21 protein-coding genes are annotated in these 22,356 nt (G+C 39.9%); 9 read left to right on the top strand and 12 right to left on the bottom strand.

The window, feature by feature from the left end:
• Positions 1-47 precede the first annotated feature (47 nt).
• Positions 48-2,918 carry a DEAD/DEAH box helicase gene (locus ACTHOQ_RS03940; protein WP_440494367.1) on the bottom strand — a complete coding sequence of 957 codons (2,871 nt, stop codon included), beginning with the start codon at positions 2,916-2,918 and terminating at the stop codon, positions 48-50.
• 21 nt (positions 2,919-2,939) lie between these two features.
• A complete protein-coding gene (locus tag ACTHOQ_RS03935) occupies positions 2,940-3,329 on the bottom strand; it encodes a (deoxy)nucleoside triphosphate pyrophosphohydrolase (protein ID WP_440494366.1) in 390 nt (129 codons plus the stop codon).
• A 157-nt stretch (positions 3,330-3,486) separates the two neighbouring features.
• Between ACTHOQ_RS03935 and ACTHOQ_RS03930 the strand changes: the two genes are divergently transcribed.
• Positions 3,487-3,639, top strand: a complete 153-nt coding sequence (locus ACTHOQ_RS03930; protein WP_440494365.1) for a hypothetical protein — start codon at positions 3,487-3,489, stop codon at positions 3,637-3,639.
• Between the two features lie 191 nt (positions 3,640-3,830).
• Here ACTHOQ_RS03930 and ACTHOQ_RS03925 read toward each other — a convergent pair whose 3' ends face one another.
• Positions 3,831-4,157, bottom strand: coding sequence for a DUF779 domain-containing protein (locus tag ACTHOQ_RS03925; protein ID WP_440494364.1), 327 nt, complete (start codon positions 4,155-4,157; stop codon positions 3,831-3,833).
• 71 nt (positions 4,158-4,228) lie between these two features.
• Positions 4,229-5,749, bottom strand: a complete 1,521-nt coding sequence (gene exaC / locus ACTHOQ_RS03920) for an acetaldehyde dehydrogenase ExaC (protein WP_440494363.1) — start codon at positions 5,747-5,749, stop codon at positions 4,229-4,231.
• A 481-nt stretch (positions 5,750-6,230) separates the two neighbouring features.
• Here exaC and ACTHOQ_RS03915 point away from each other — a divergent pair, with 481 nt between their 5' ends.
• Positions 6,231-7,250, top strand: a complete 1,020-nt coding sequence (locus ACTHOQ_RS03915) for an AbrB family transcriptional regulator (protein ID WP_440494362.1) — start codon at positions 6,231-6,233, stop codon at positions 7,248-7,250.
• A 162-nt stretch (positions 7,251-7,412) separates the two neighbouring features.
• Positions 7,413-8,309: a heme o synthase gene (gene cyoE, locus ACTHOQ_RS03910; protein WP_440494361.1), complete on the top strand. Its 897-nt coding sequence runs from the start codon at positions 7,413-7,415 to the stop codon at positions 8,307-8,309.
• Positions 8,310-9,918: 1,609 nt separating this feature from the next.
• Here cyoE and ACTHOQ_RS03905 read toward each other — a convergent pair.
• Positions 9,919-11,304 carry a dipeptidase gene (locus ACTHOQ_RS03905; protein ID WP_440494360.1) on the bottom strand — a complete coding sequence of 462 codons (1,386 nt, stop codon included), beginning with the start codon at positions 11,302-11,304 and terminating at the stop codon, positions 9,919-9,921.
• 60 nt (positions 11,305-11,364) lie between these two features.
• Positions 11,365-11,769: a YrvL family regulatory protein gene (locus ACTHOQ_RS03900; protein ID WP_440494359.1), complete on the bottom strand. Its 405-nt coding sequence runs from the start codon at positions 11,767-11,769 to the stop codon at positions 11,365-11,367.
• Positions 11,770-11,896: 127 nt separating this feature from the next.
• Between ACTHOQ_RS03900 and ACTHOQ_RS03895 the strand changes: the two genes are divergently transcribed.
• The 4 genes from ACTHOQ_RS03895 to ACTHOQ_RS03880 all read left to right on the top strand — a co-directional run bounded on the left by ACTHOQ_RS03895 (position 11,897) and on the right by ACTHOQ_RS03880 (position 14,952).
• Positions 11,897-12,109, top strand: a complete 213-nt coding sequence (locus ACTHOQ_RS03895; RefSeq protein WP_440494358.1) for a hypothetical protein — start codon at positions 11,897-11,899, stop codon at positions 12,107-12,109.
• Positions 12,110-12,133: 24 nt separating this feature from the next.
• On the top strand, positions 12,134-12,688 hold the full coding sequence (locus tag ACTHOQ_RS03890) for a glycerol-3-phosphate acyltransferase (RefSeq protein ID WP_440494357.1): 555 nt from the start codon (positions 12,134-12,136) through the stop codon (positions 12,686-12,688).
• On the top strand, positions 12,675-14,210 hold the full coding sequence (locus tag ACTHOQ_RS03885; RefSeq protein WP_440494356.1) for an aminotransferase class V-fold PLP-dependent enzyme: 1,536 nt from the start codon (positions 12,675-12,677) through the stop codon (positions 14,208-14,210). Before ACTHOQ_RS03890 ends, ACTHOQ_RS03885 begins: the two co-directional genes overlap by 14 nt.
• Before the next feature lie 193 nt (positions 14,211-14,403).
• Positions 14,404-14,952, top strand: coding sequence for an RNA polymerase sigma factor (locus tag ACTHOQ_RS03880; protein ID WP_440494355.1), 549 nt, complete (start codon positions 14,404-14,406; stop codon positions 14,950-14,952).
• A 95-nt stretch (positions 14,953-15,047) separates the two neighbouring features.
• Here ACTHOQ_RS03880 and ACTHOQ_RS03875 read toward each other — a convergent pair whose 3' ends face one another.
• From ACTHOQ_RS03875 to ACTHOQ_RS03855, 5 genes are all read right to left on the bottom strand, one after another.
• The gene (locus ACTHOQ_RS03875) at positions 15,048-15,473 is read right to left on the bottom strand and encodes a MarR family winged helix-turn-helix transcriptional regulator (protein ID WP_440494354.1); all 426 of its coding nucleotides are present in this window, start codon (positions 15,471-15,473) and stop codon (positions 15,048-15,050) included.
• Positions 15,474-15,498: 25 nt separating this feature from the next.
• A complete protein-coding gene (spx, locus tag ACTHOQ_RS03870) occupies positions 15,499-15,900 on the bottom strand; it encodes a transcriptional regulator Spx (RefSeq protein ID WP_440494353.1) in 402 nt (133 codons plus the stop codon).
• A 530-nt stretch (positions 15,901-16,430) separates the two neighbouring features.
• Positions 16,431-18,011 carry an ABC-F family ATP-binding cassette domain-containing protein gene (locus tag ACTHOQ_RS03865; protein WP_440494352.1) on the bottom strand — a complete coding sequence of 527 codons (1,581 nt, stop codon included), beginning with the start codon at positions 18,009-18,011 and terminating at the stop codon, positions 16,431-16,433.
• A 58-nt stretch (positions 18,012-18,069) separates the two neighbouring features.
• Positions 18,070-18,255: an SE1832 family protein gene (locus tag ACTHOQ_RS03860; RefSeq protein WP_440494456.1), complete on the bottom strand. Its 186-nt coding sequence runs from the start codon at positions 18,253-18,255 to the stop codon at positions 18,070-18,072.
• A 313-nt stretch (positions 18,256-18,568) separates the two neighbouring features.
• Entirely contained in the window at positions 18,569-19,603 is a 1,035-nt protein-coding gene (locus tag ACTHOQ_RS03855; RefSeq protein ID WP_440494351.1) for a PseG/SpsG family protein, read from the bottom strand.
• A gap of 112 nt (positions 19,604-19,715) precedes the next feature.
• Here ACTHOQ_RS03855 and ACTHOQ_RS03850 point away from each other — a divergent pair, with 112 nt between their 5' ends.
• Together ACTHOQ_RS03850 and ACTHOQ_RS03845 are read left to right on the top strand one after the other, a co-directional pair.
• Positions 19,716-20,519 carry a Rossmann-fold NAD(P)-binding domain-containing protein gene (locus tag ACTHOQ_RS03850; RefSeq protein WP_440494350.1) on the top strand — a complete coding sequence of 268 codons (804 nt, stop codon included), beginning with the start codon at positions 19,716-19,718 and terminating at the stop codon, positions 20,517-20,519.
• Between the two features lie 130 nt (positions 20,520-20,649).
• Positions 20,650-21,204 carry an NADPH-dependent FMN reductase gene (locus ACTHOQ_RS03845; RefSeq protein WP_440494349.1) on the top strand — a complete coding sequence of 185 codons (555 nt, stop codon included), beginning with the start codon at positions 20,650-20,652 and terminating at the stop codon, positions 21,202-21,204.
• 57 nt (positions 21,205-21,261) lie between these two features.
• Here the strand turns inward: ACTHOQ_RS03845 and ACTHOQ_RS03840 are convergent, their stop codons facing one another.
• On the bottom strand, positions 21,262-22,290 hold the full coding sequence (locus ACTHOQ_RS03840) for a Cj0069 family protein (RefSeq protein WP_440494348.1): 1,029 nt from the start codon (positions 22,288-22,290) through the stop codon (positions 21,262-21,264).
• Positions 22,291-22,356: the final 66 nt, after the last annotated feature.

Below are 22,356 nucleotides of genomic sequence, written 5' to 3'. Positions count from 1 at the left end.
AAAAAGCAAGGTGTGACCCAAAAACTTGGGTAGCACCTTGCTTTATTTTATTCCTCTACTAAATAGTGATAGATGTCGTATTGGATAGGTTGTTCTAGTACCATTTCCATTGTAACGACAGGATAATATTTTCCTTTATCTAAAATTCTTTCTGGCTTTGCAGAACTTGGATTCACAGCACATCGGCCAAGGTAATAGAAATCTTTACCTTCACCATTGTCTTTTTTTACAAACAGATAAACATTTGTCCCATTTTCAACAGAGTGAATGAGAATTTGCATTTCCTTTGATTTATCAACATAACGATTTTTTGTTGAACACCATTTAAATGTATCGTCTGATAAAAATTCATCCATATAGTTTGTTTCAAGATCGTTCTCATCATTTTTATGATAATTTACGAAAATAGGGAAATCCCCATTTTTCGGACGACCACCGTTTAGTGTACCTTCCTCGTTCTTCTCCCAATCTAGTAGGCGGCATACTTCACGGCGGGAGTATTTTTCATATAGTTTAAATGGTTCATGATTATTGAATTGATTATTTTTCATAAAGGCACATTCAAGTAAATCAACGAAGTACTGTTTGAAATTTCCATCTCGAAGTGAAAGTTGCAATTCTTCATTAAAGATATAGCATGAATTCGATTTAATAATTAAAGGTTTATTTCCAAATTTTTTATTGTCAGCTTCTACGAAAAAGCTTAAAGAAAACACATTTTCAATGCCTTCAATTGTACCTTTATGAATATAAGCATTTTGAGCTTGCAATGCTGAAAGATAACTTTGTTCTGAAATAGTTTCTTCTTCTAAAAGAAGTTTCAACAATAAAATTTCATGTATTCTCTTACCTGATAAAAAGTCCTTTCCAATGAAAGATAAAACGGATTTTTCATAATCGGTAATAGAAGCAATATCTTCTTTCATCTTCATTAAAAAGTCATAATAGGTAGGAGTATAGCTAATAATGACTTCGGGATCTAAAGAATTTTGTTCAATAAAATCTTTAAGCATTGGAACACGTCCAATCCGATTTTTAAGCTCAGAATAGCTATCTCTTAACATTTTTAATGTCGATAAATTCGCGTTATTTATCGCATCAAAAATTTGCTTCTTCGCAATCTCTTCAAAGTTAATCGTTGAAACCCCTTGAATGTAATCCGTATTAACCGTGTTGCGACGAACATTATCTTTGTTCATCGACTTATCACCAGATAGGGCAATCGGAATTAAATAGTTATTTTTGTAGTTGCCGATAAAATCAATGATGGTTACATATTCCTTCACATTATGTTTCCGTAATCCTCGACCAAGCTGCTGAATGAAAATGATGCTAGATTGTGTTTGACGAAGCATTACAATTTGGTTAATGAAGGGAATATCAATACCTTCGTTAAAAATATCTACTGTTAAAATATATTCCAGCTCACCATTTTCTAATTTAGCAATGGCTTCTTCGCGCTCTTCTTGAGAGTGATCTCCGGTCAATGCAGTCGTTTTATATCCGCGCATAGTCAGTAGATTCGATAGAGTACGGGCTTCTTCTTTCGTACTGCAAAACATTAATCCACGAACACGATCCCCAGAAAACCCGTAATACGAAATTTTTTCGATAATATGGTTGATTCGTTCACGATGAACTAACTTTTGTAAATCTGCTGTTTCATCAATAAGTTCCCCATCAAGTTCATAGTCCGTCACACCGAAATAGTGGAAAGGGCAGAGCATATCTTCTTCTAATGCTGCTTGAAGACAAATTTCATAGGCCACATTATAATCAAATAGTTCATAAATATTGAAGTTATCTGTACGTTCCGGTGTTGCTGTCATTCCTAATAAAAATTGAGGTTCAAAGTAATTCATTATTTTTAAATATGATTCCGCACCTGCTCGGTGAACTTCATCAATTAAAATGTAGTCAAAATGATCTTTCGCAAATTGCTGTAAATAAGGATCTCTTGATATGGTTTGAACGGTAGCAAATAAATACCGCGCATTTAAATCTTTTTTGTTGCCGGATAAAATCCCATAATCTTGCGGATCACCTAGTAAAATATTGCGGAAATCTTGCATCGCTTTTTTCAAAATTTGTTCACGGTGCACGATAAATAACATGCGTTTTGGTGCAGCATTTCGAACATCAAACGCAGATAAATAAGTTTTTCCTGTCCCAGTTGCTGAAATGATGAGGCCACGGTTCGCACCACTTTGGCGAAGGAGCTTTAACTGCTCAAGCGCAGCTGATTGCATTTTATTAGGCTGTATTTTTAAACTCTCTTTAAATGGATTCGTTACATATAAAGGTGGAGAGGCTACTTTATTATTAAATTCGGGCTTCTCATAATTAATTTGGTATTGTGCAACCCATGCTTCGCTTAATGGGATCGCGCTATTCCATTGCTGTTCAAACTGATTTTTAAAATGGTTGATGACTTCACCATTTTCAAGAGAGGTTAAATAAACATTCCATTCAAAATTGGCTTTCAATGCACTATCCGTTAAGTTAGAGCTTCCAACAATTAAAGAATAATGATGGTCATGCTCGAAAATATAGCCTTTTGAGTGGAAGCCTTTCACATCGGTGACGCGAACTTCTACATTCGTTAATTTGAGAAGTTCCTTAAACATTTTTGGCTGATTAAAGCTTAAAAAGGTAGACGTTAATATGCGTCCACGAATACCTTTTTTCTGAAGGTCGTACAGCATTGTTTTTATTGTCGCTAATCCACCTTCAGTAATGAATGCCACAGAAAAGGTGAACGTTTTACACGTTTTCATTTCTTGTAAAAGTGACGAAAGGACATTTTCATGTGCTTTATTGGATAATAATTTCGGTTTAAACTGTGAGGAGACGGCCATTGTTTGATCGATAAACCCTTTATGTAAAGAGGCTTCAAGTTTTTTAACTAACTGCTCCATAAAAGCACCACCTTTAAATACTTATTTTAATAACTTTTCAACTGCTGGAATATCCGCTGGTGCAAAATCTAGTTCATTGAGTGATGCACGCTTTATCCACTTTGTATCTGAATGTTCTAAAGCAACTGGTGTTCCATTCACAATTTTAGCCATATATGTTTCAAGGCGAACGATAAACGTTCCATAATCATAAGTTGTATCTTCAACTTTATCGCCTACAACTATTTCACAAGTAAATTCTTCTAAAATCTCGCGTTTTAAAGCTTGCTGCGGTGTTTCATCTTTCTCGATCTTTCCACCTGGGAATTCCCAATAGTTTGGTAATGACATTTGAGGGCTACGTTGTGCACAGTAAATTTCCTGTTTGTCGTTTTCGATAATAGCTCCAACTACATGTACTTGTTTTTTCACAATTAATCATTCCAATCGTAAATAATGATTTAATTATAGCTGAATTAGGTAATTTAGGTGAAGGGGATTAGAGGAATTATAATATTGAGAAGTATAATGGAGTTGGAAAAGTAGGGAATTTTAAAATCATTCGCACACTCCGAAACGGAAATTGCTTATGCCAGCGTTCATAAGATTGGTAATACCGAATATTGTGTTCCCGCTCGACCCTGGTGATGCAAATGGAAGTGCAGCTGCTGCAGCAACACAGCTTCTTTCAGCCCAATATGCATTGCCAACTGAGTATAAACTAATAATGGCGAATCATTAATGGGTGGCTTCATAAACATAAACTCTCCTTCAATATTTTGATTACTATATGTCATTCGAAAAGCGAAAAAGGGACAGAACCTACATAAACTTTTGAATAATGGGGAGGAATGATTTATCAATTAGGAAAATTGAGGCATAAATAACAATAAAAAACGAAACGCCGGCATCCCCGGTGTTTCGTTTTCATCATTATCCCATCACCTTCGACTTCATCAAAAAAGCAAATCCTTCCGCGCTCTCCAATGAAAACGAAGCGCCAAGACCATCCATCACATCGATGACAATTTGCATATGCTTCAAATACTCCGCCTGATGCTTGTCGATATAGTACGGTACGCCCGCAATTTCCCCAATGAGGACAAGCTGGCTGCTAATATAGTGCCCGTCCGCTTGAAAACACATCGGCACCGTACCATCACAGCATCCTGACGACTGCTCAAAAACTAAATTTCCGTGCTTCGCCTTCAACAGCTCAATTACCACGACAGCTTTTTCAGTTGCAATTAATTTCTCCATCAGGAACCCCTCCGTATGAAAAAGAGGATATGCCTGTGACAGCACATCCCCCCGGTATTTCGCTTGTTGGCTTAGAAGAAACCTTGAGCGTTTTTGTTGTAGCTTACTAACATACATTTTGTTTGTTGGTAGTGATCTAACATCATTAGGTGGTTTTCACGACCGATACCTGATTTTTTATATCCGCCAAATGCAGCGTGAGCAGGGTATTGGTGGTAAGTGTTTGTCCAAACACGACCAGCTTGGATACCACGAACAGCGCGGTAAGCTGTATCCATGTTACGTGACCATACACCGGCACCTAGACCGAATTCAGTGTCGTTGGCGATTTCCATTGCTTCTTCGAAAGTAGAGAATGTTGTTACAGAAAGAACTGGACCAAAGATCTCTTCTTGGAAGATACGCATTTTGTTGTGACCTTTGAATACTGTTGGTGCCACATAGTAGCCGCCTTCTTGGTCAGCATCTAATTGGTTTTGGTAGCCTCCGATAAGTAGCTCAGCGCCTTCTTCTTTACCGATTTCGATGTAAGATAAGATTTTTTGTAATTGCTCATTTGAAGCTTGAGCACCCATCATTACTTCTGTATCTAACGGGTTACCGATTTTTATTGCTTTAACGCGTTCTAATACACGTTCCATAAATTTGTCATAGATAGATTCGTGAACTAATGCACGTGAAGGACAAGTACAAATTTCGCCTGAGTTTAATGCGAACATTACTAAACCTTCAATAGCTTTATCTAAATATTCATCGTCATGATCCATTACGTCCGGGAAGAAGACGTTTGGTGATTTACCGCCAAGCTCTAATGTTACAGGGATAATATTCTCTGTAGCGTATTGCATAATTAAACGACCTACACCAGTAGAACCAGTGAACGCCACTTTGTTAATGCGTGGGTTCGTAGCAAGTGGTTTACCAACTTCGATTCCTAAACCGTTAACAACGTTGAATACGCCTTTTGGCAGTAAGTCTTGAATTAATTCGATTAATACCATGATTGAAGCTGGTGTTTGTTCAGCAGGCTTCATCACGATTACGTTACCAGCAGCTAATGCAGGCGCGATTTTCCAAGAAGCCATTAATAATGGGAAGTTCCAAGGAATAATTTGACCGACAACCCCGATTGGCTCGTGGAAGTGGTATGCTACTGTATCGTTGTCGATTTCAGAAATTCCGCCTTGTTGTGCACGAATCGCGCCAGCAAAGTAACGGAAGTGATCCACTACTAATGGAATATCGGCATTTAATGTTTCACGTACTGCTTTACCGTTGTCCCAAGTTTCAGCAACAGCGATTTTTTCTAGATTTTCTTCAATGCGGTCTGCAATTTTATTTAAAATATTCGCGCGGTATGCAACAGAAGTTTGTGCCCAGGCACCTTTAGCTGCATGTGCGGCGTCTAATGCTAATTCAATATCTTCTTCAGTTGAACGTGCAACTGAAGTGAAAACTTTACCAGTTACAGGTGATTTTACATCTAGGTATTGTCCTTTAACAGGAGCTACCCATTCGCCGCCGATAAAGTTATCATATTTTTCTTTAAAATTAATTACTGCACCAGCAGTATTAGGATTTGCATAAATCATCTATTTACACCTCTATCAATCAATTTAAAGTTTATTAACTTTATAATTTGATTATGCATTTGTGGACAAAAAGTTACAAATGAAAAGGCTTGCAAAAAAGACTTTGTAATTATATTTATAAAGTAAAATTGTATAATTTTTTTCATTTTCTTTAGGTATTTTTGTACTGGTACAGAAGGGTAGTGTTGTGTGAATAAATTTAAAACAGTCAATTTATCCTTATATTATTATAATTAAATTTTATTATATAACAAAAATTTTTTATGGAACTGTTTGTATAAGAATTCAAAATAAAAAATAAAAATTCTCCGATAAATTTTTTCGTTCAGCCGCCTTTCAGATAGTTTAAAAGGGTGGGATTTATAAGTATTTTTTAATATATGCCGTTTTTCTTTCTTATTATAATGTACTAACTTATTCGCATTACGAAATAGTTTCAGCTAAAATTAAGACATTCATTATATGGAAAGGGGTGGTGGTCATGCTTCTCGTATTCATTATTGCACTAATCGGGGCACTTATATTCTCTGCGCTTTCATTGCCGATTCCATGGCTGATTGGACCTATTTTTTCAGTGCTGATCGCTCAGTTTTTCATAAAGGATCGACTAAGCTGGCCTGCTGTGCTGCGAAATGCGGGACTAATTATCGTCGGAGTCGCGATCGGCCAACAGTTTGATTTCGCATTGTTTTCGAATTTCCGGTCATTGGTCTTCTTCATGATCATTGTGAATCTATTGTTATTTGCATTTTGTTTAGGGATTGCATGGGTGATCGCTCGCACAACAGGGCTTACGTTTAAAACAGCTGTCGCGGCAAACGTGCCCGGGGGATTGTCGCAGCTTGTGCTGTTTGCCGAGGAGGAAGGGGATGTCAACTTAACAGCGGTCACGTATTTTCATATTGTCCGTGTATTGGGCGTTGTATTGCTTATCCCATTTTTAGTGTCGGGCAATATTGTCGGCGGGGCTTCAATCCCGCTAACGGCAGAAGTTTGGCAAGTTGCGTTGCTTATTTTATTGTCGGCCGTTCTTGTTCCAATCGGCCAAAAGTTAAAGCTTCCTGTCGCGCATTTTTTAACACCCATTCTTATCGTTATTTTACTGAAATTATTCCATATTGAAGCACCGACAATGCCAAGCGATGTTCTGCATATTGCGCAAATTTTAATCGGGGCATATATCGGTCTATTGCTAAAGCCTGAGACATTGCGCTTACCGATGAAAGTTCTTGTAGGGGGAATTTCCAGCACAGTTGCGATGATTGTCCTCACATATGGCACAAGCCTGCTCATCGCAAAATTTCTCGATTTGAGCTTTGCGACAAGCTTTTTAAGCACAGCACCTGGAGGACTCGATCAAATGGGCTTGCTCGCCGCGGCGGTAAAGGCTGATATATCCGTGGTGACAGTATTCCAGCTGTTTCGTTTACTCTTTATCTTTTTATGTGTGCTGCCGCTTATTAAGTGGATTTACCACGCAAGGGAAAAGGAGTTTATTTAACTTATAATCGGGTCAGTCAAAATTACATTTGATAAATTGTGTCAGCATTATCACGGCATGCAGTATGAAAAAGCGAGAAAAAAAGCATGGATGCTAACCCTTTATGTCCCGTTTAGGTTATACTAGAGAAAGTGATTAATTGAGGAAGTAGGATTAAGAAACATGCAAACGCAATCGAATCGACAGTTGTGGGCGCAAGCTGTGAAGACCGGTATTATAAAATCGAACTTAATTCCGATGATCGCGGCATTAATGCTCGCCCTATACACATATGAATTGAATTTTGTTGAACATATTCCAGCCATTATTTATGCGGTTCTCGGTTCTGCGGCAGTCATTGCTGCTGCTGGTGCGTACAATAACGTATACGACCGGGACATCGATCAAATTATGCCCCGTACAAAAACACGTCCGACGGTTACTGGAGAGCTATCTGCAAAGCTAGTGCTGATCGTTGCGACAATTTTATTGATAATCGGCTGTGCGTCACTTTATTTAGCCTCGCCATTAGCTGCTTTATTAGGCTTTTTAGGCGTCTTTTTCTATGTTGTACCATATACAATGTGGACAAAGCGCCGCACAATCTGGAACACGGAAGTAGGCAGTATTTCAGGCGCGATGCCACCATTGATTGGCTGGGCTGCGGTCGCACCGGACATTTGGCACCCGGCAGCATGGGCTTTGTTTTTAATTATGGTCATTTGGCAAATGCCGCATTTTTATGCGATTGCCATCCGCAAAAAGGAAGATTATGCCGCAGCGAATATCCCGATGCTCCCAGTGGCAAAAGGGGAACGCCGCACATATATACAATCGAATATTTATCTAGTGCTGTTAAGTTTGTCGAGCTTTTTATTTTACCCGCTCAGCTTAGGGCTAACAATTGTGTCCTTTATATTAGGCATAATTTGGCTAGGAATGAGTATTATGGCGTCAAAGAAAAAAGAAGAGAAAAAATGGGCCAATAAAATGTTTGCCTACTCGCTGTTCCATATGATGGCTGTTTTTGGGACGGTCATTATTTATGCATCAGTAGGCATGATTTTAAATGCGCTCTAAAGATGAAGGTTCTGGGACAAAATGAAAACCATCCATTTCCACACATGGAAAAAGGATGGTTTTCTGCTTTTAAGAAAACTATAGATTTTGGCATGTAGATAACTTTATAAAAAGTGTTGTCCCCGTCCAGGCAAACCGCGCCAAATTTTCGCACCATTAGACCCCACGACGCAAAAGAAGGACACTGAAAATCCACGGTTATTTAAAATCCAATATCATTTTTAATAAAAACTCCTATTTCGTTTTGGAGTGGCCAAAATTCACATTTCCTGATAGAAATTCCGGCTCTTAATTAAATTGATCAGAAAAAATAACCGGAGATTTTCCGGTTATTTGCGCAATGTGGCTCTTTTTGGAGTAAATAAGAGGAATTTTTCCGGTTATCCAAAGAAAAATACTCCATTTTCATGTTTTTTAGGTCAATAGGCGGAATTTCTCCGTCTATTGAGACCATTTTTTATTGTATTTTTTAAATAAGGGGAATTTTTCCGTCTATTTCTTAAAGAGGCATTTAAACGGACTGCCCCCGTTAATAGAGGATCCCTCTTCATCCCAGTTGCGGAACTCTGCCTCTTTTTTAGCCATCTAGCCACTTCACTGAAAATATGCTTAGATTTCCTCGGGAATTTTCAGCTGGCGAATAAAATAGACAGACATATTAACTAAAGAAACGAGACTGGTAGTTGTACCCGTAAAAAACTGTTAATTGAAATGAAAGCCCAAAATTAAAAAGACAGATCTTCAGCACCCGCTGCAAAAGTGGTGGAACGTTTACTTTTGCAGCGGGTCCTCCAATGTCTGTCAGAGTTGGACGGGCGGTTTAGCGCTTTTGTTCCTTTTAACAGAATGGATTTCTATTTCGGGACACTTTGGAAGGTGGGCATGGAAGGAAAGGGGATGTCTTCATTCATTTAATGCTCAATTTCATATGTATAGCACTCAGTCGGATAGCATGAGAAAATATAACCCTCAGTATAAGACAGATAATCCTCATCTGCATTTTTAATGCTCTAATTTTACAAAATACCCAGCCTCATATTTAGTTGCACGATCAATTATTCAGGAATGGATATAGCTTTTCATTTTTACACAATTATATATACATGATCCGCTTTCCGCTAATTTTACTTTCCCCGTTACTTAAATAAGAATCGGAATTCCTGAAAGCTGTAACTATTTCCGTCCTAGCCCTTTTTTATTAACTAGAAGGCTGCATTGTTAGTTAATATCAAAAAGCTGTACATTCCTTTTCTGGCAAAAAATACCTGGCGGCAATGGATTTTTTGTATAAAAGGTGTAATTTATTCAAAAATCAGCTATAAAAAAACAAAATACTATTATTTGTAATAAGTGTATTAAGAAATTGTGAACAGAAATGTGAGCATACTATGACAAACATGGGCTGAACATTTATTGCTTAGGAGAGACATGCTATTATTTGTTTATCAGGCGAGGCGAGTGCATTGTAGGCAAACTCGCTCGCTCATTGATATGCTATGTTACTCACAATTTCGTATACGACTTCGATAACATATAAAACCCCCTATTTTTATATGGTCTTATACGTAAAAAAAGACTCCGATGCAGTAGTGTGCATCGGAGTTTTTTCTTATTTAAGCTTAATATTCGCTACTTCATACATATAATCGCCAAGTACGCGCAGGCCTTGGTCGAAGTTTTCCAAATGGAAGTGCTCGTTCGGGGCATGGAAGTTTTCGCTTGAAAGACCGAAGCCCATCAACACAACAGGCAAGCCTAAAATTTCATCGAATGCCGCTACAATCGGGATGGACCCGCCGCCGCGTGTATAAGCTGTCGGGACTTCATATACTTTTTCATATGAACGACCTGCAGCCTGAATTGCCGGATGGTCAAACGGTGTTAAGTAAGGTTTTCCTTTATCAAATTCAGAAATCATTACTTCGACACCTGCTGGTTTATGTTTTTCAATATGAGCTTTCAGTAAAGCGACAATTTCTTCTGGGTCTTGGTCCGGTACTAAGCGGCATGTAATTTTTGCGCCCGCTTCAGCAGGTAATACGGTTTTAATGCCTTCACCAGAAAAGCCGCCAAATACGCCGTTCACTTCCAATGTTGGACGCGCCCATGTTTGTTCCAAGTAAGAATACCCAGCTTCACCGAATAATTCTTTCACACCGACTTCTTCTTTTAATGCTTCTTCATCAAAGTTCAGATCGCGATAAGCTTGGCGCTCTTTTTCAGAAAGGGGACGCACTGAATCATAGAAGCCCTCTACTTGGATTGTGCCGTGCTCATCACGGAAGGATGCTAAAATTTCTGCAAGTGCATGGATCGCATTTTGAACACCGCCACCGTAAAGACCGGAGTGCAGGTCACCTTTTGCACCGCGCACATCAATTTGCACACCTGTTAAACCGCGTAAGCCGTAGCATACTGCCGGTTTTCCTTTAGCATAAAGGCCAGTATCGGAAATGACGATCAGATCCGCCGCTAATTTTTCTTTATTGTCTTCCGTATACTTTGGAAGAGATGGACTGCCGATTTCCTCTTCACCTTCATAAATGAACTTCACATTTACCGGTAATGCATCTTCTGTCGCAAATAACGCTTCAATCATTTTCAGATGCATGAACACTTGTCCTTTATCATCCGAAGAACCACGTGCAAACAGCTTATTGTCACGGATGGCCGGTTCAAAAGGAGGTGTTTCCCATAAGTTCAGCGGATCGACCGGCTGTACATCATAGTGACCGTAGAACAGGATTGTCGGTTTGCCTTCTGCATGCAGCCATTCCCCGTAAACGACTGGATGACCGGCTGTTTCATCTACTGATACGTTTTCGATGTTTAATGATTTTAAATGGTCTGCCAGCCAGTTTGCCGCTGACAGCATATCTGCCTTATGCTCAGATAAAGCAGAAATACTTGGAATACGTAAAAATTCGTTTAACTCAGCTAAATGACGTTCACGGTTTTTTGTAAAGTAAGCATCCAATTTTTCTAAATGACTCATAGCAAAGAGCCTCCTTTTATTTCGGTTATAGAAATAAGTATAGCATATAAAGCGAAATTATTAGCTTTCCGATACCCCTTTTTTTGAGCCGGAATCGAATAATAAATATAATGTTGCGGTAGCGATTGCAAAAATAACACCGCCGTAAATAGGAAGATAAATTGATTCCATTATAAGCGAAATTGTCATTAATAGGGTAAATGATATTAGTAAATGCGCGAAATACTTGTGGAAACGATGGTGCTGCTCTGTCTTTAATTCAATGAGGACATCGGACAGCATGACAAACGCAAACTCAATGATCCCATAGAGCAGGATGAACCAAACTAAGTTTCCCCAATCTTCAAATTCAATGCCGACAAGCAGCAAAATCCCGACTTCTGCGGCAATCGCTATACCGATGATTGAAATGAATAATAAAATAATGAAGAGAAAGCCAAAAATATTTCCCGAATTCTTTTTCATATGTAGCTCCTTGTAATTCCTAACAGATGATATTAGTATAATGGATTTTCAGGAAAAGGAGGGAAGAGCGCTCCGGATAGAGTATACTAATAAAAAGTTCAAATGGAAAAAAGGGGGAATAAACAAAATGAATAAGTGGAAAATCCCTGTTTTTGCATGTGTGATCAGTGCGATTATTGTAAGTGCATATATAGAGTTTACACATATAAATGAAAAACATAGCGACAATACGAAAATGATTGATGCATGCTTCGAAAATTTCAGGCAAGAGCAGAAAAGCGTGAAGCTCGAGTATACAGAGGGTGGATTGTTAATTTGCGAAAAAGATACGATACAATAGCTATGCAAAGGAGGGGGCAATAAGATGCTCTTCATTTTAGCAAGTTATTTGCTTGGTACAATTTTGACGGCCGCACTTGTTGCAAAAGTGAAAGGCGTGAAATTACATGAGAAAAACAGCGGCAATTTAGGAGCCCGAAATGCAGGGAGAACACTCGGAAAATCCGCCTTCGTTATCGTGGCGATTGGAGATGGTCTAAAAGGATTGGTCGTTGTTCTTTCAGGCCGTTTAATTGATCTGCCGGAACCGACAATTGGCATTGCTGTAATTGCTGTTGTGCTTGGGCATTTATATCCGTTTTGGAACAAGGGTAAGGGCGGAAAGGGCGTGGCGACTGTAATCGGTGCAATGCTCGCTTTTTCGCCTGTAGTATTTTTGATGTTTTTGGCAGGTTTTTTGATCAGCATGCTTATTATGAAAAGCGCGACACTCGGTATGGTAGGTGGCTTCGTCGTTTACGGAATTGCGATAACGGCCTATTTGGAAGCTGGGATTATCGTATTCATAGCACTTGTTCTCGTAATTTGGAAGCAAAGACATAGTATTAAAGAAAGAGTGATGCCAAATGTATTGGAGTAAAATTGCAACAACAGAAAAGGAGCTCGATGCGATTGCCGCATTAAACTATGAAACGTTTGTAGAAGAAATCCCACAGCACGAGCCCGATCCGACTAGGCGTCTCGTTGATAAGTTCCATAACGAAAATGTGTATCTCATCGTTTATAAAAATACGGAAGTCGTTGGAATGGCCGCATTTCGTGACGTGAGACCGTTTTCGATTGATCAAAAAATAGGGAAGGTTGAAAACTATTTAGATGCAAAAGATAGCGGATATTTGTGTGAAATCCGGCTGCTTGCGGTGAAGAAAGCACATCGGAACGGGCGTGTTTTTACAAAGCTGGCAACAGCAATCTATCGTTATTACTATGATAAAGGATATACAGCATGCGTTATTTCAGGGACAGTAAGGGAGGAAAAACTGTACACGCAAATGGGGTTTAGGCAATTTGCGCCGACTGTCGGAACAGAGGAAGCCCGATATTTGCCGATGGTATTGACGCGTAAAGATAGTAAAGCTTTTCGGGAGCGGCTTCGCGAGCAAAATATTGTGTTTTATCCTGGTCCGGTTGCGCTTGAAAATCCAATCATGCCATCGACCATTTCCCATCGCTCCGAAAGATTTCAACAAGAGCTGGGGCAGATGAACAGGCAATTATGCAAGCTGGCAAATGCGAAAATTGTCATCCCCATTGTCGGTACAGGGACACTGGCCAATGATGCGATGCTCGGGCAGTTGAAAAGTGAATTTCCCGATGGGCAAGGTCTTATTTTAATCAACGGGGAATTTGGCAGCCGCCTGCAAAATCAGGCAAAGCAGTGGAATTTATGTTTTGACAGCATGGAATTCGGATGGGGCAATCCGTTTAATCTTTCGCAAATTGAATCATGCCTGCAAACAGGGAACTATAAATATATAGTATTCGCGCATGGGGAGACGTCAAATAGCATACTGAATCCGCTCGAACCCCTTTTAAAGCTGGCGGAAAAATATGATGCAAAGCTATGTGCGGATTGCATTAGCTCGTTCGGGTCGCTTCCTTTTTCGATGGAAGGTATGCATTATGCGACAGCTGTCAGCGGAAAAGCGCTCGGCACAATTGCAGGGCTCGCTTTCGTCTTTTGCAAGGAAACGCCGGACATGAGCAATGCGCCGTTATATTTGAATTTGCCTTATTACATCGAAAAACAAATTGCATTCACGTTACCGCATTTTTATATTAGGGCGGTGAGTGATGCATTAAAAGCCTACCCGGAGCGCTTCGCATTATTGGAAAGACGAATCGAGCTTGTAAGGAATTCGGGCTTGCCTGTAAAAACGATGTATCCAATGATTGCATCGTGGCAGCATGAAAAAATGCAGCAAATCATACAGACATGTGCATTAAACGGCTTTATGCTGCATGGAGACAGCGCTTATTTAAAAGAAAGAGGCATTGCGCAAATTAGTGTAATCCAGCCAAAGTTCGAGAAGGATTTTAGAAAGCTGATGGATCTCATATCCAATATTATGAAAACCTTTGAGGAAGTGGAAGTTCAATAGAGTGAAGTCGCATATTGATTTTAATAATACAAATGATTATGCCGCATCTTACAGCAATGTAAGGTAATTGAAAGCCAATCCGATAGAGTGTAAGCATTTATTTTGGCACAATGAAGTCAGAAGGAAATTAAATTTATAAACTTACACATATATTGACTTTATATAATATTAAAATCTATCGGGGGCCTATAAAATGAACGAATTATTAACGAATATTTATGACGAATACAATCGCTACATTTACCATTTATGCTTAAAATTGACACGCAACCAAAACGAAGCTGAAGATTTAATGCAGGAAGTTTGGGTTAAAGTTGTGCGCTATGAACAATCTGTTGCAGAAGTGGACCATGTTAAAGCATGGCTGACGACGATTACGATGAATACATTCCGCGACCGCTACCGAAAAAATGTGCGTCGCAGCAAATATATGATGAATCAGCCTGAACAATTAGACGTGCCGATTTTGGATTTGGTTCCCAACAATGACTTTACGACAGAAGAAATTGTGGAAAAAACGGAAATCACAAAAATCGTGCAGGAGAAAATGGGTCAGCTTGATAGCATTTACCAAAAAACATTATGGTATTTTTATGTTGATCAATTTTCATTGGCTGAAATTTCCGAGCTTATGAAAGTATCAATCGGCACAGTGAAATCACGCCTGTTTCGCGCGAAAGCACGCTTAAAGGAAATTTTGCTTTCCGACAATGGGGTGGCGGAAGCGGTGCTGCCTGCTTAGTAATATTTAGGACGAAAGCTACAGCGAAAAGTTGCTGCGGCTTTTTCCTTTTGTAGAAAAAATAAAAACACGCGGGCATTTATTGCTCGCGTGTTTTAAAATTTTGCGCATTTTTCAAATATGCTTGTCAATGTTTTGATTTCATCTTCGGTTAACATGCCGAACAAGTTTTCGAAAAGGGTGTCTACTTGCTTGCGCGAGCGTTCGAGCATTTCGATTCCTGCTTCCGTAATATGAATTTGCGAAGCGCGGCGATCCGTTTCATTTTGTGTTTTTTCAATAAGACCTGCTTTAATTAGCTTCGTCGTCAAAACCGTTACGCCGCCAGTAGTCACTTTAAGCTTTTCTGCAATGGCAGATGGGCGTTTCGGTCCATCTGTATGCAGGAAAGCTAAAATTAAAATATGCGATTTCGAAAAGCCTAACTGATTTTGACTGTTCCATTGATTGGCAATTTTGCGTTCCAACGATGTCATCTTTTCAAAAAGCTCGGATAATTGCTCACGTTTAAGCTCATTCATTAAGTGTCAACTCCAAATGTTATCGCTATTCCACGGCTAATTTTTGAAGGGCATTTAGTTCAAATGCACGCACTTTACGTGGGATGAAACGACGGATGTCCATTTCGTTATAGCCGATTTGAATGCGTTTTTCATCAAGTAAAATAGGGCTGCGCAACATGCGTGGATGCTGCTGTATTAAGTTGTACAGCTCTTGGATTGATAACTGGTCGATATCGATAGCCAAATTTTTGAAATCATTCGAGTTCGTCGCGATAATTTCATCTGTACCATCTTCTGTCATACTCAAAATATGTTTAAATTCTGCTAATGTCAAAGGTTGAGAAGTTGTTCTTTTTTCCGTGTAAGCAATGTTGTTTTCATTTAGCCATTTTAATGCTTTTCGTGATGAGGAACAGCTTGATTGTGTATAGATTGTTACTGTCATAATAATTTTCCTCGCTTTCCCATAATCAATAATTTGGTGATAGCTTAGTTGTAAGACATTTATTTATAATAGTATCTTACCAGTAAGCTACTTATATTGCAACTAATTTTTTTATATGTTTTCCATTATTTGTTTACCCACTCTTCTAATAAATTATACGTATAAACATATAAAAAGTTTCGATTTTTATATTACAGTTTTGTAAAGGAAGAGCCGGGGGAAAGAGGGGTTTTGAATAAAGGTGTGCAGTCAGGCTATGATTGCGTGCGCCTTGGGTTTTCTTGTAAATATGAATTTGTTCTAATAAGTGCTGCGGGCATTCTAAAAAGATGGCGACTTTCTAATATATTCTTCCGTTTATCTAATAAGAACTTACTATTTTCAAATACCGCCTTAAAAATTCGAAAAATACACAGCAGTTTTTTAACAATAGGTCCTCATTGTTCCGATAAAATTCAATACTTAGCGACCTGGACCATCAACAAAAAAACAGCGCACTTCATCAAAATGAGTGCACTGCTTCATTAAAATTATTTGAATTCGTTCAGTTCCTTCGTTTCACGCGTTGTGAACCAATCTTGGACATTCCATACTTTTGTTGCTAAGCCATCATAAAATTCAGGCTCATGCGATACAAGAACGATCGTGCCTTTGAATTCTTTCATTGCGCGTTTAAGCTCTTCTTTTGCATCGACATCCAAGTGGTTTGTCGGCTCGTCAAAAATCAGCCAGTTTGTTTGTTCCATCATCAATTTGCATAAACGCACTTTCGCTTGCTCACCGCCGGAAAGCGAATTCAGCGGGCGTGTGATATGGTCCGTTTTAAGGCCGGCACGAGCCAATGCTGCACGGACTTGCGCTTGCTCCATTGAAGGGAATGCATTCCACACATCATCAATCGGCGTGATTTTATCTGCTTTTACTTCTTGCTCGAAGTATGAAGGCTCCAAATAGTCGCCTAAAATCACTTTGCCGTCCAATGGCTGCACTTTCCCTAGCATTGTTTTTAGTAATGTCGATTTCCCGACACCGTTCATGCCGACGAGCGCGATTTTTTCGCCTCGCTCGATTTGGAATGTCAGCGGCGGCAATAATGGCTTTTCTTTGTCATACCCGATGACAAGGTTTTCCGCTTCCACTACATAGCGGCCTGGGGTACGTGCTTCTTTAAAGCTGAATTCCGGCTTTACCGCTGTTTCAGGGCGGTCAATGCGCTCCATGCGGTCCAATTGCTTCGCGCGTGATTTTGCGCGGCCGCTTGTTGAGTAGCGTGCTTTGTTGCGGGCGATGAAATCTTCCTGCTGCTTAATGAATTCCTGCTGCTTTTCATATGCATCAATATGCTGGCGCTTATTGATTTCGGCAAGCTCGATGAACTTTTCGTATGTCGCCGTATAGCGCGTCATTTTCGCGAATTCCAAATGCAAAATGACATCGACTACTTCATTCATGAATTCCGTGTCATGCGAAATTAAAAGGAATGCATACGGATAGTTTTTCAAGTAGTTTTTCAGCCAAGTGACATGCTCTTCATCAAGATAGTTTGTCGGCTCGTCCAGCAATAGAACTTTAGGTTTTTCAAGCAAAAGCTTTGCCAGTAAAACTTTTGTACGCTGTCCGCCTGACAACGCCGCAACATCGCGCTCCAAACCGATTGCGTCCAGCCCTAAACCGCGCGCAATTTCATCGATTTTCATATCCAGACTGTAGAAATCGCCTGCATCCAGCGCATCCTGAATTTCCGCCATCTCTTCCAAAAGCTTGTCATAATCAGCATCCGGCTCTGCAAGCTCTGCGGAAATCTCGTTTAAACGCTCTTCCTTTTTGTACAACGGCAAAAACGCATCACGCAATGCATCGCGCATTGATCGACCAGCCGTTAAAACCGTATGCTGATCTAAGTAACCATAATGCGTGCCGGGCAGCCATTCCACTTTGCCTTCATCATGAATCGCCTGGCCTGTAATGATGCTCATCAATGTCGATTTCCCGACACCATTTGCACCGACTAAACCGATATGATCGCCTTCCACTAAACGGAATGACACATCTTTAAATAATGTGCGGTCACCGAATGAATGCCCTAAATTTTCAACAGTTAAAATTGCCATATATAATCCTCCGATTGTTTGTGTTTATCTATTTTTCCCTCAAAAAAAACCCGCAACATTATAGTGCTGCGAGCTGTTTGTTTAGTTCTGCTAGCCGTGCTTCCATATTTTCAAGACGTGTGAGCGCCTGTTTGACTGAGTCTGCATGGCCAAGTGATTCAAGCTTTTCCATATCGCCCTGAAGATTGATGTAATCCATTTTTAATTCGGCGATCTGCTGCTGTAGCTGGTCTTTTGTTGGCATCGATAGTTGCTCCTTTACGAACGAGTAATCAATTATGCCTTGGCCTAATTGCGTTCGCATTCGGCTATGGGCCAGTCTGTCGCTGTCGCACGATGCGGCGCTTTTAGGCTGACTTCCTTTTAAGTAAATCCAAACCGAATTTGTCACATTTGCCAGAGGCTTCAATTTCCTTCAGTTTCTGCTGAAAGAAATTAATCTTTTCATATTGTAACATAATGCATTGTTTTTTGTGGATTGGAAAGCATTTTTTTAATGAGGTCCACGAAGAGATGGTATCATCCCGTCCCATTTTGACTCAAGTTTTTTCAAAATGCTAAATTTGTGCAATATTATGGCGGGAATACGCCAAATCCAACAATAGATTTTTCAATATTTCATTGTTCGTCAAAATTTCAAGGGCACGCTGTTTTCGGACAGCACGTTCACGGCGCTGTTCATGCAGCAAAAGCTCCATCACTGCATTTTGGATAATGGACTGCTTCATTTTCCGGCCTAGGCCAATATGAATAAAGCCATTCATCTCACGGGTAAAAGCATAATTTAATTCATTTTCATGCTGGGCGGTCGTAATGCATGGAATACCCGCCGCGGCAACTTTATATGGCGTGTAGTTTGCATTGCAAATAATCAGGTCCGCTTCTGGCATCAACTGTAGAAGTGCATCGGATTTTTGGATGATTTCCGTATTTTTGCGGCTTAATGCCATCATTTTCAAGCTATCTATGTCATGCTTATACTCATCATCAATGGCAACGGAAATTTTTAGCGGGATGTGCAGCTGTGTTAAGTGGCGTAATGTCCGGTATGTCAAGTTATTGCTGTCCCCGTCTTCAAATGCGACAACAATATGCGGGAGCGACCCCTTAATCGAACTATCCGGCGTTTCAAGGATTTGCTGTGCAACCTTTTCCAAATTTGGCGGGACGGCAAATGCATAGCTGCCAGCAAGCTCATGTGTCAGCGTCTCATCATGGGAATCTCCAAATAGAGCTACAAGATGACAATCAATCAGCTGTGCGCCTACCCCAAAATCATCAAAGTGGACAATGGTCGAACAATAAGGCTTGATCATCTCGATTTGCTCTAATTGTGTATCCTTGCCTTCGTGGATAATCAAGTGCGGCTCCAATTCGCGAACTTTCTTTTTGAGCTCGGTATAGCGCTCAAAAAGTACAATATTCAAGCCTGTTTGGGCCAATTTATCAATAAGCTGACGATTCGCAGTTTTAATAAATAAAAATACATTTTCGTCTTGTAATAAATTTGCTAATGTTACCGCACGTTCGAAAGGATATATTCCTTTAATATCACAATGCTCGATAATCCATATGATTTTTCTTTTTTGCACTTAAATCCCATCCTTTCCACTATCTCTATAAAATATGGTGAAATAACCGAAATTATGAATGAGAGAGTTCGCTTCATTTACATACATTAAATCGGAGGAAGGAGGAAATGATATGAAAGTAATGCGCTCAGCTTTAGTTGTCGGGGCGACAGGATTGGTTGGTTTCGCGCTCGTTAAGCTACTATGTGATAGTGATGAATATGCCGCAGTGAATGTAATTTCGAGAAGGCCGCTTGATTTTTCGCATCCGAAATTAGTCGTTAAGCTTCGGGAATTCGATGAAATAGCCGACGATGATATAGAATTTGCGCATGAAGTGTTTTGCTGTCTTGGGACGACGATGAAAAAAGCGGGATCCCGCCAACAATTCGAAAAGGTCGATTTTGAATACCCTTTAACGATTGCGGCACTTGCAAAAAATCGGGGGATCGGCCATTTCATCGTCATTTCAGCAATGGGGGCAAATGAAAAATCGCTTGCCTATTACAGCAGGGTGAAAGGGAAGCTGGAAGCGGAACTCATTCAAATGGACTTTCCGCAGCTTTCCATTGTGCGCCCATCCTTGATCACCGGGGAGCGCAATGAATTCCGGTTCGGGGAAACGGTAGGGGCAAAAGCATTAAAAGCGATAAACCCTTTATTGATAGGACCGATGAAAAAGGCCCGTTCAATCCCGGCACAGCAAATTGCCATGGCGATGAAAGTGATCGCAATACATGGCAAAAAGCAGAAATTGGCCGTTTATTTATCGGATGAGCTAATGAAAATGGATATGCCAGCAATCGAAAAGGAGGAACCGTTCGCCGAAGAAGAAATAATATTTAATTGGGAACGACTTAAAGAAGAAGAGCCGCCGCCAGTGGACGGAGAGGTCGTATTTAATCGGGCGAAAATAAAAAAAATGGACAAACGATAAGCCTATTCTTATTGCGACATAATGATGTCCGACAAAAGACTGAAATTGAACTTTCCTAAGCAACTAACTATTATTAAGATAAGTTATTCTGATACAATATAAGTACAACGAGTTACATGGAGGAACAATTATGAAAATCTTACTTGTCGATGGCACTATATTTGGTCGTAAAACCGGCGTCCTTTTGGAACAGGTTCAACAATATATTCAAGCTTTTAACCCTTCATTGGAGTTGGAAATTTTATATTTTTCTAAATTGCAGCATCAAATTTTAGACGGCAGTCCGTTAAATGACGATATGAAAAAGATGATCCAAAAATTCGAGGAAGCCGATGCCTATATTTTCGCTTCGCCGATTTTCCAGGCATCGATTCCAGGTGTACTGAAAAATGCGTTTGATATGATTCCGCCGAAAGCGATGCGCTACAAGCCGGCAGCGATTATCGGCAATGGCGGCACATATCAGCACCATTTAGTATTGGAAAACCAATTGCGCCCGATTTTGGATTATTTTCGTTGCCTAGTTACACCAAACTATGTATACACACATGCAGACCACTTCGATAAAGACAATAAAATCATCGAGGAAGATGTACACAACCGTCTGCGCGAACTGGCGCGTGTTTTCGTTCAATATTGCGAGATGACGAAAACATTGTCAAAGCAGCCGGTCGATATTCAATAAATGAAAAAGGGGGTTAAGTTAAAAGTTTTTTGAATTTTAGCTTACTCCCTTTTTTCGTTAACTTAAAACTGGTTTTTCATGAATGCATGCGATAATTTCCTCCGCTACTTCATGTGCTAGCTCCAGCTGTGATGTAAAGCCGACACATGAACAGTTCATTTCCCCTAAAATATACGCATCTTGCCCATTGTCATCTGTATCCAAAATAAAGTCCGCTGTCCAAATAAGCGGTAAATCATAGCTGCCTAAAAGTGTTGTCACTTCATCCAGCTGAGCTAAAAAGCCGTCCACCAATATTGTCCATTCATCTGGACGATCATAGCGGTATTGTGCGCCGGAAAATAATGTGGCACTGAACGCATCAGCTTCATTTGCCGGCTTTTTGTGAACGACATGGATTGGCCGATCGCGTAGCATAAATAAGCGGATCTCTCCTTCTTTAATGCGCGGCAAAAATGGCATATCGACAAGCATGCCATTTGCGCCGACGATATACTGTTCACAAAACGCCATAAATGCTTCAAGCTCATAATATTCTACATGATTATCTTTCGCCTCCGTGCATTTCACCATTGCATTTAACGGTGCTTCTGCCGCATCATCCACCAATTGTACACGCCAAATGCCTTCACCGGTAGAGCCCCGGTTTTGTTTTAACACACGTTCACCTTTTGCCAATGACTTCGGGAACGAAGATTTAAATTGTTCTATTGTATAGTAAGCATACGTGTCTTCAGGAACTAAAGATGTATGGCGCAATTTAACTAGAGCATCCTTTGCTCCGTAGCCAATCATCGCATCTGGGTGCGGCATGCCAATAACGCCTGTCGCACATAGTTCACGCAGCATTTCAAAATACTCGGCCTCATGTTTTAAATTGCCTGGGTTAATGCGCGAAACATATGCAACTGCATGGTCCTTTATATATTCAAAAATTTCCTTCCGCTTATTCAATTCAAAGAAAATAACCTCAGCATCTTGCCCGAGCAGCTGCAAAGCATTGACCATTGGCATCGTATCAGGGCGATAACCGTCCGAACCTTTGTCGTTTCCTCCATGCACTTCCAAAAACACAACTTTTTTCATATATCACTGCACCTTTCGACGGATGTCGTTTTTTTTCATCATAACTTGAAATTATGAAGAAGATAA

Source organism: Solibacillus silvestris (assembly GCF_051967575.1).
Taxonomy (GTDB): domain Bacteria; phylum Bacillota; class Bacilli; order Bacillales_A; family Planococcaceae; genus Solibacillus; species Solibacillus silvestris_B.
The sequence above is the reverse complement of the archived record's forward strand: the minus strand, read 5'-3'. Positions and strand labels throughout refer to the sequence as shown.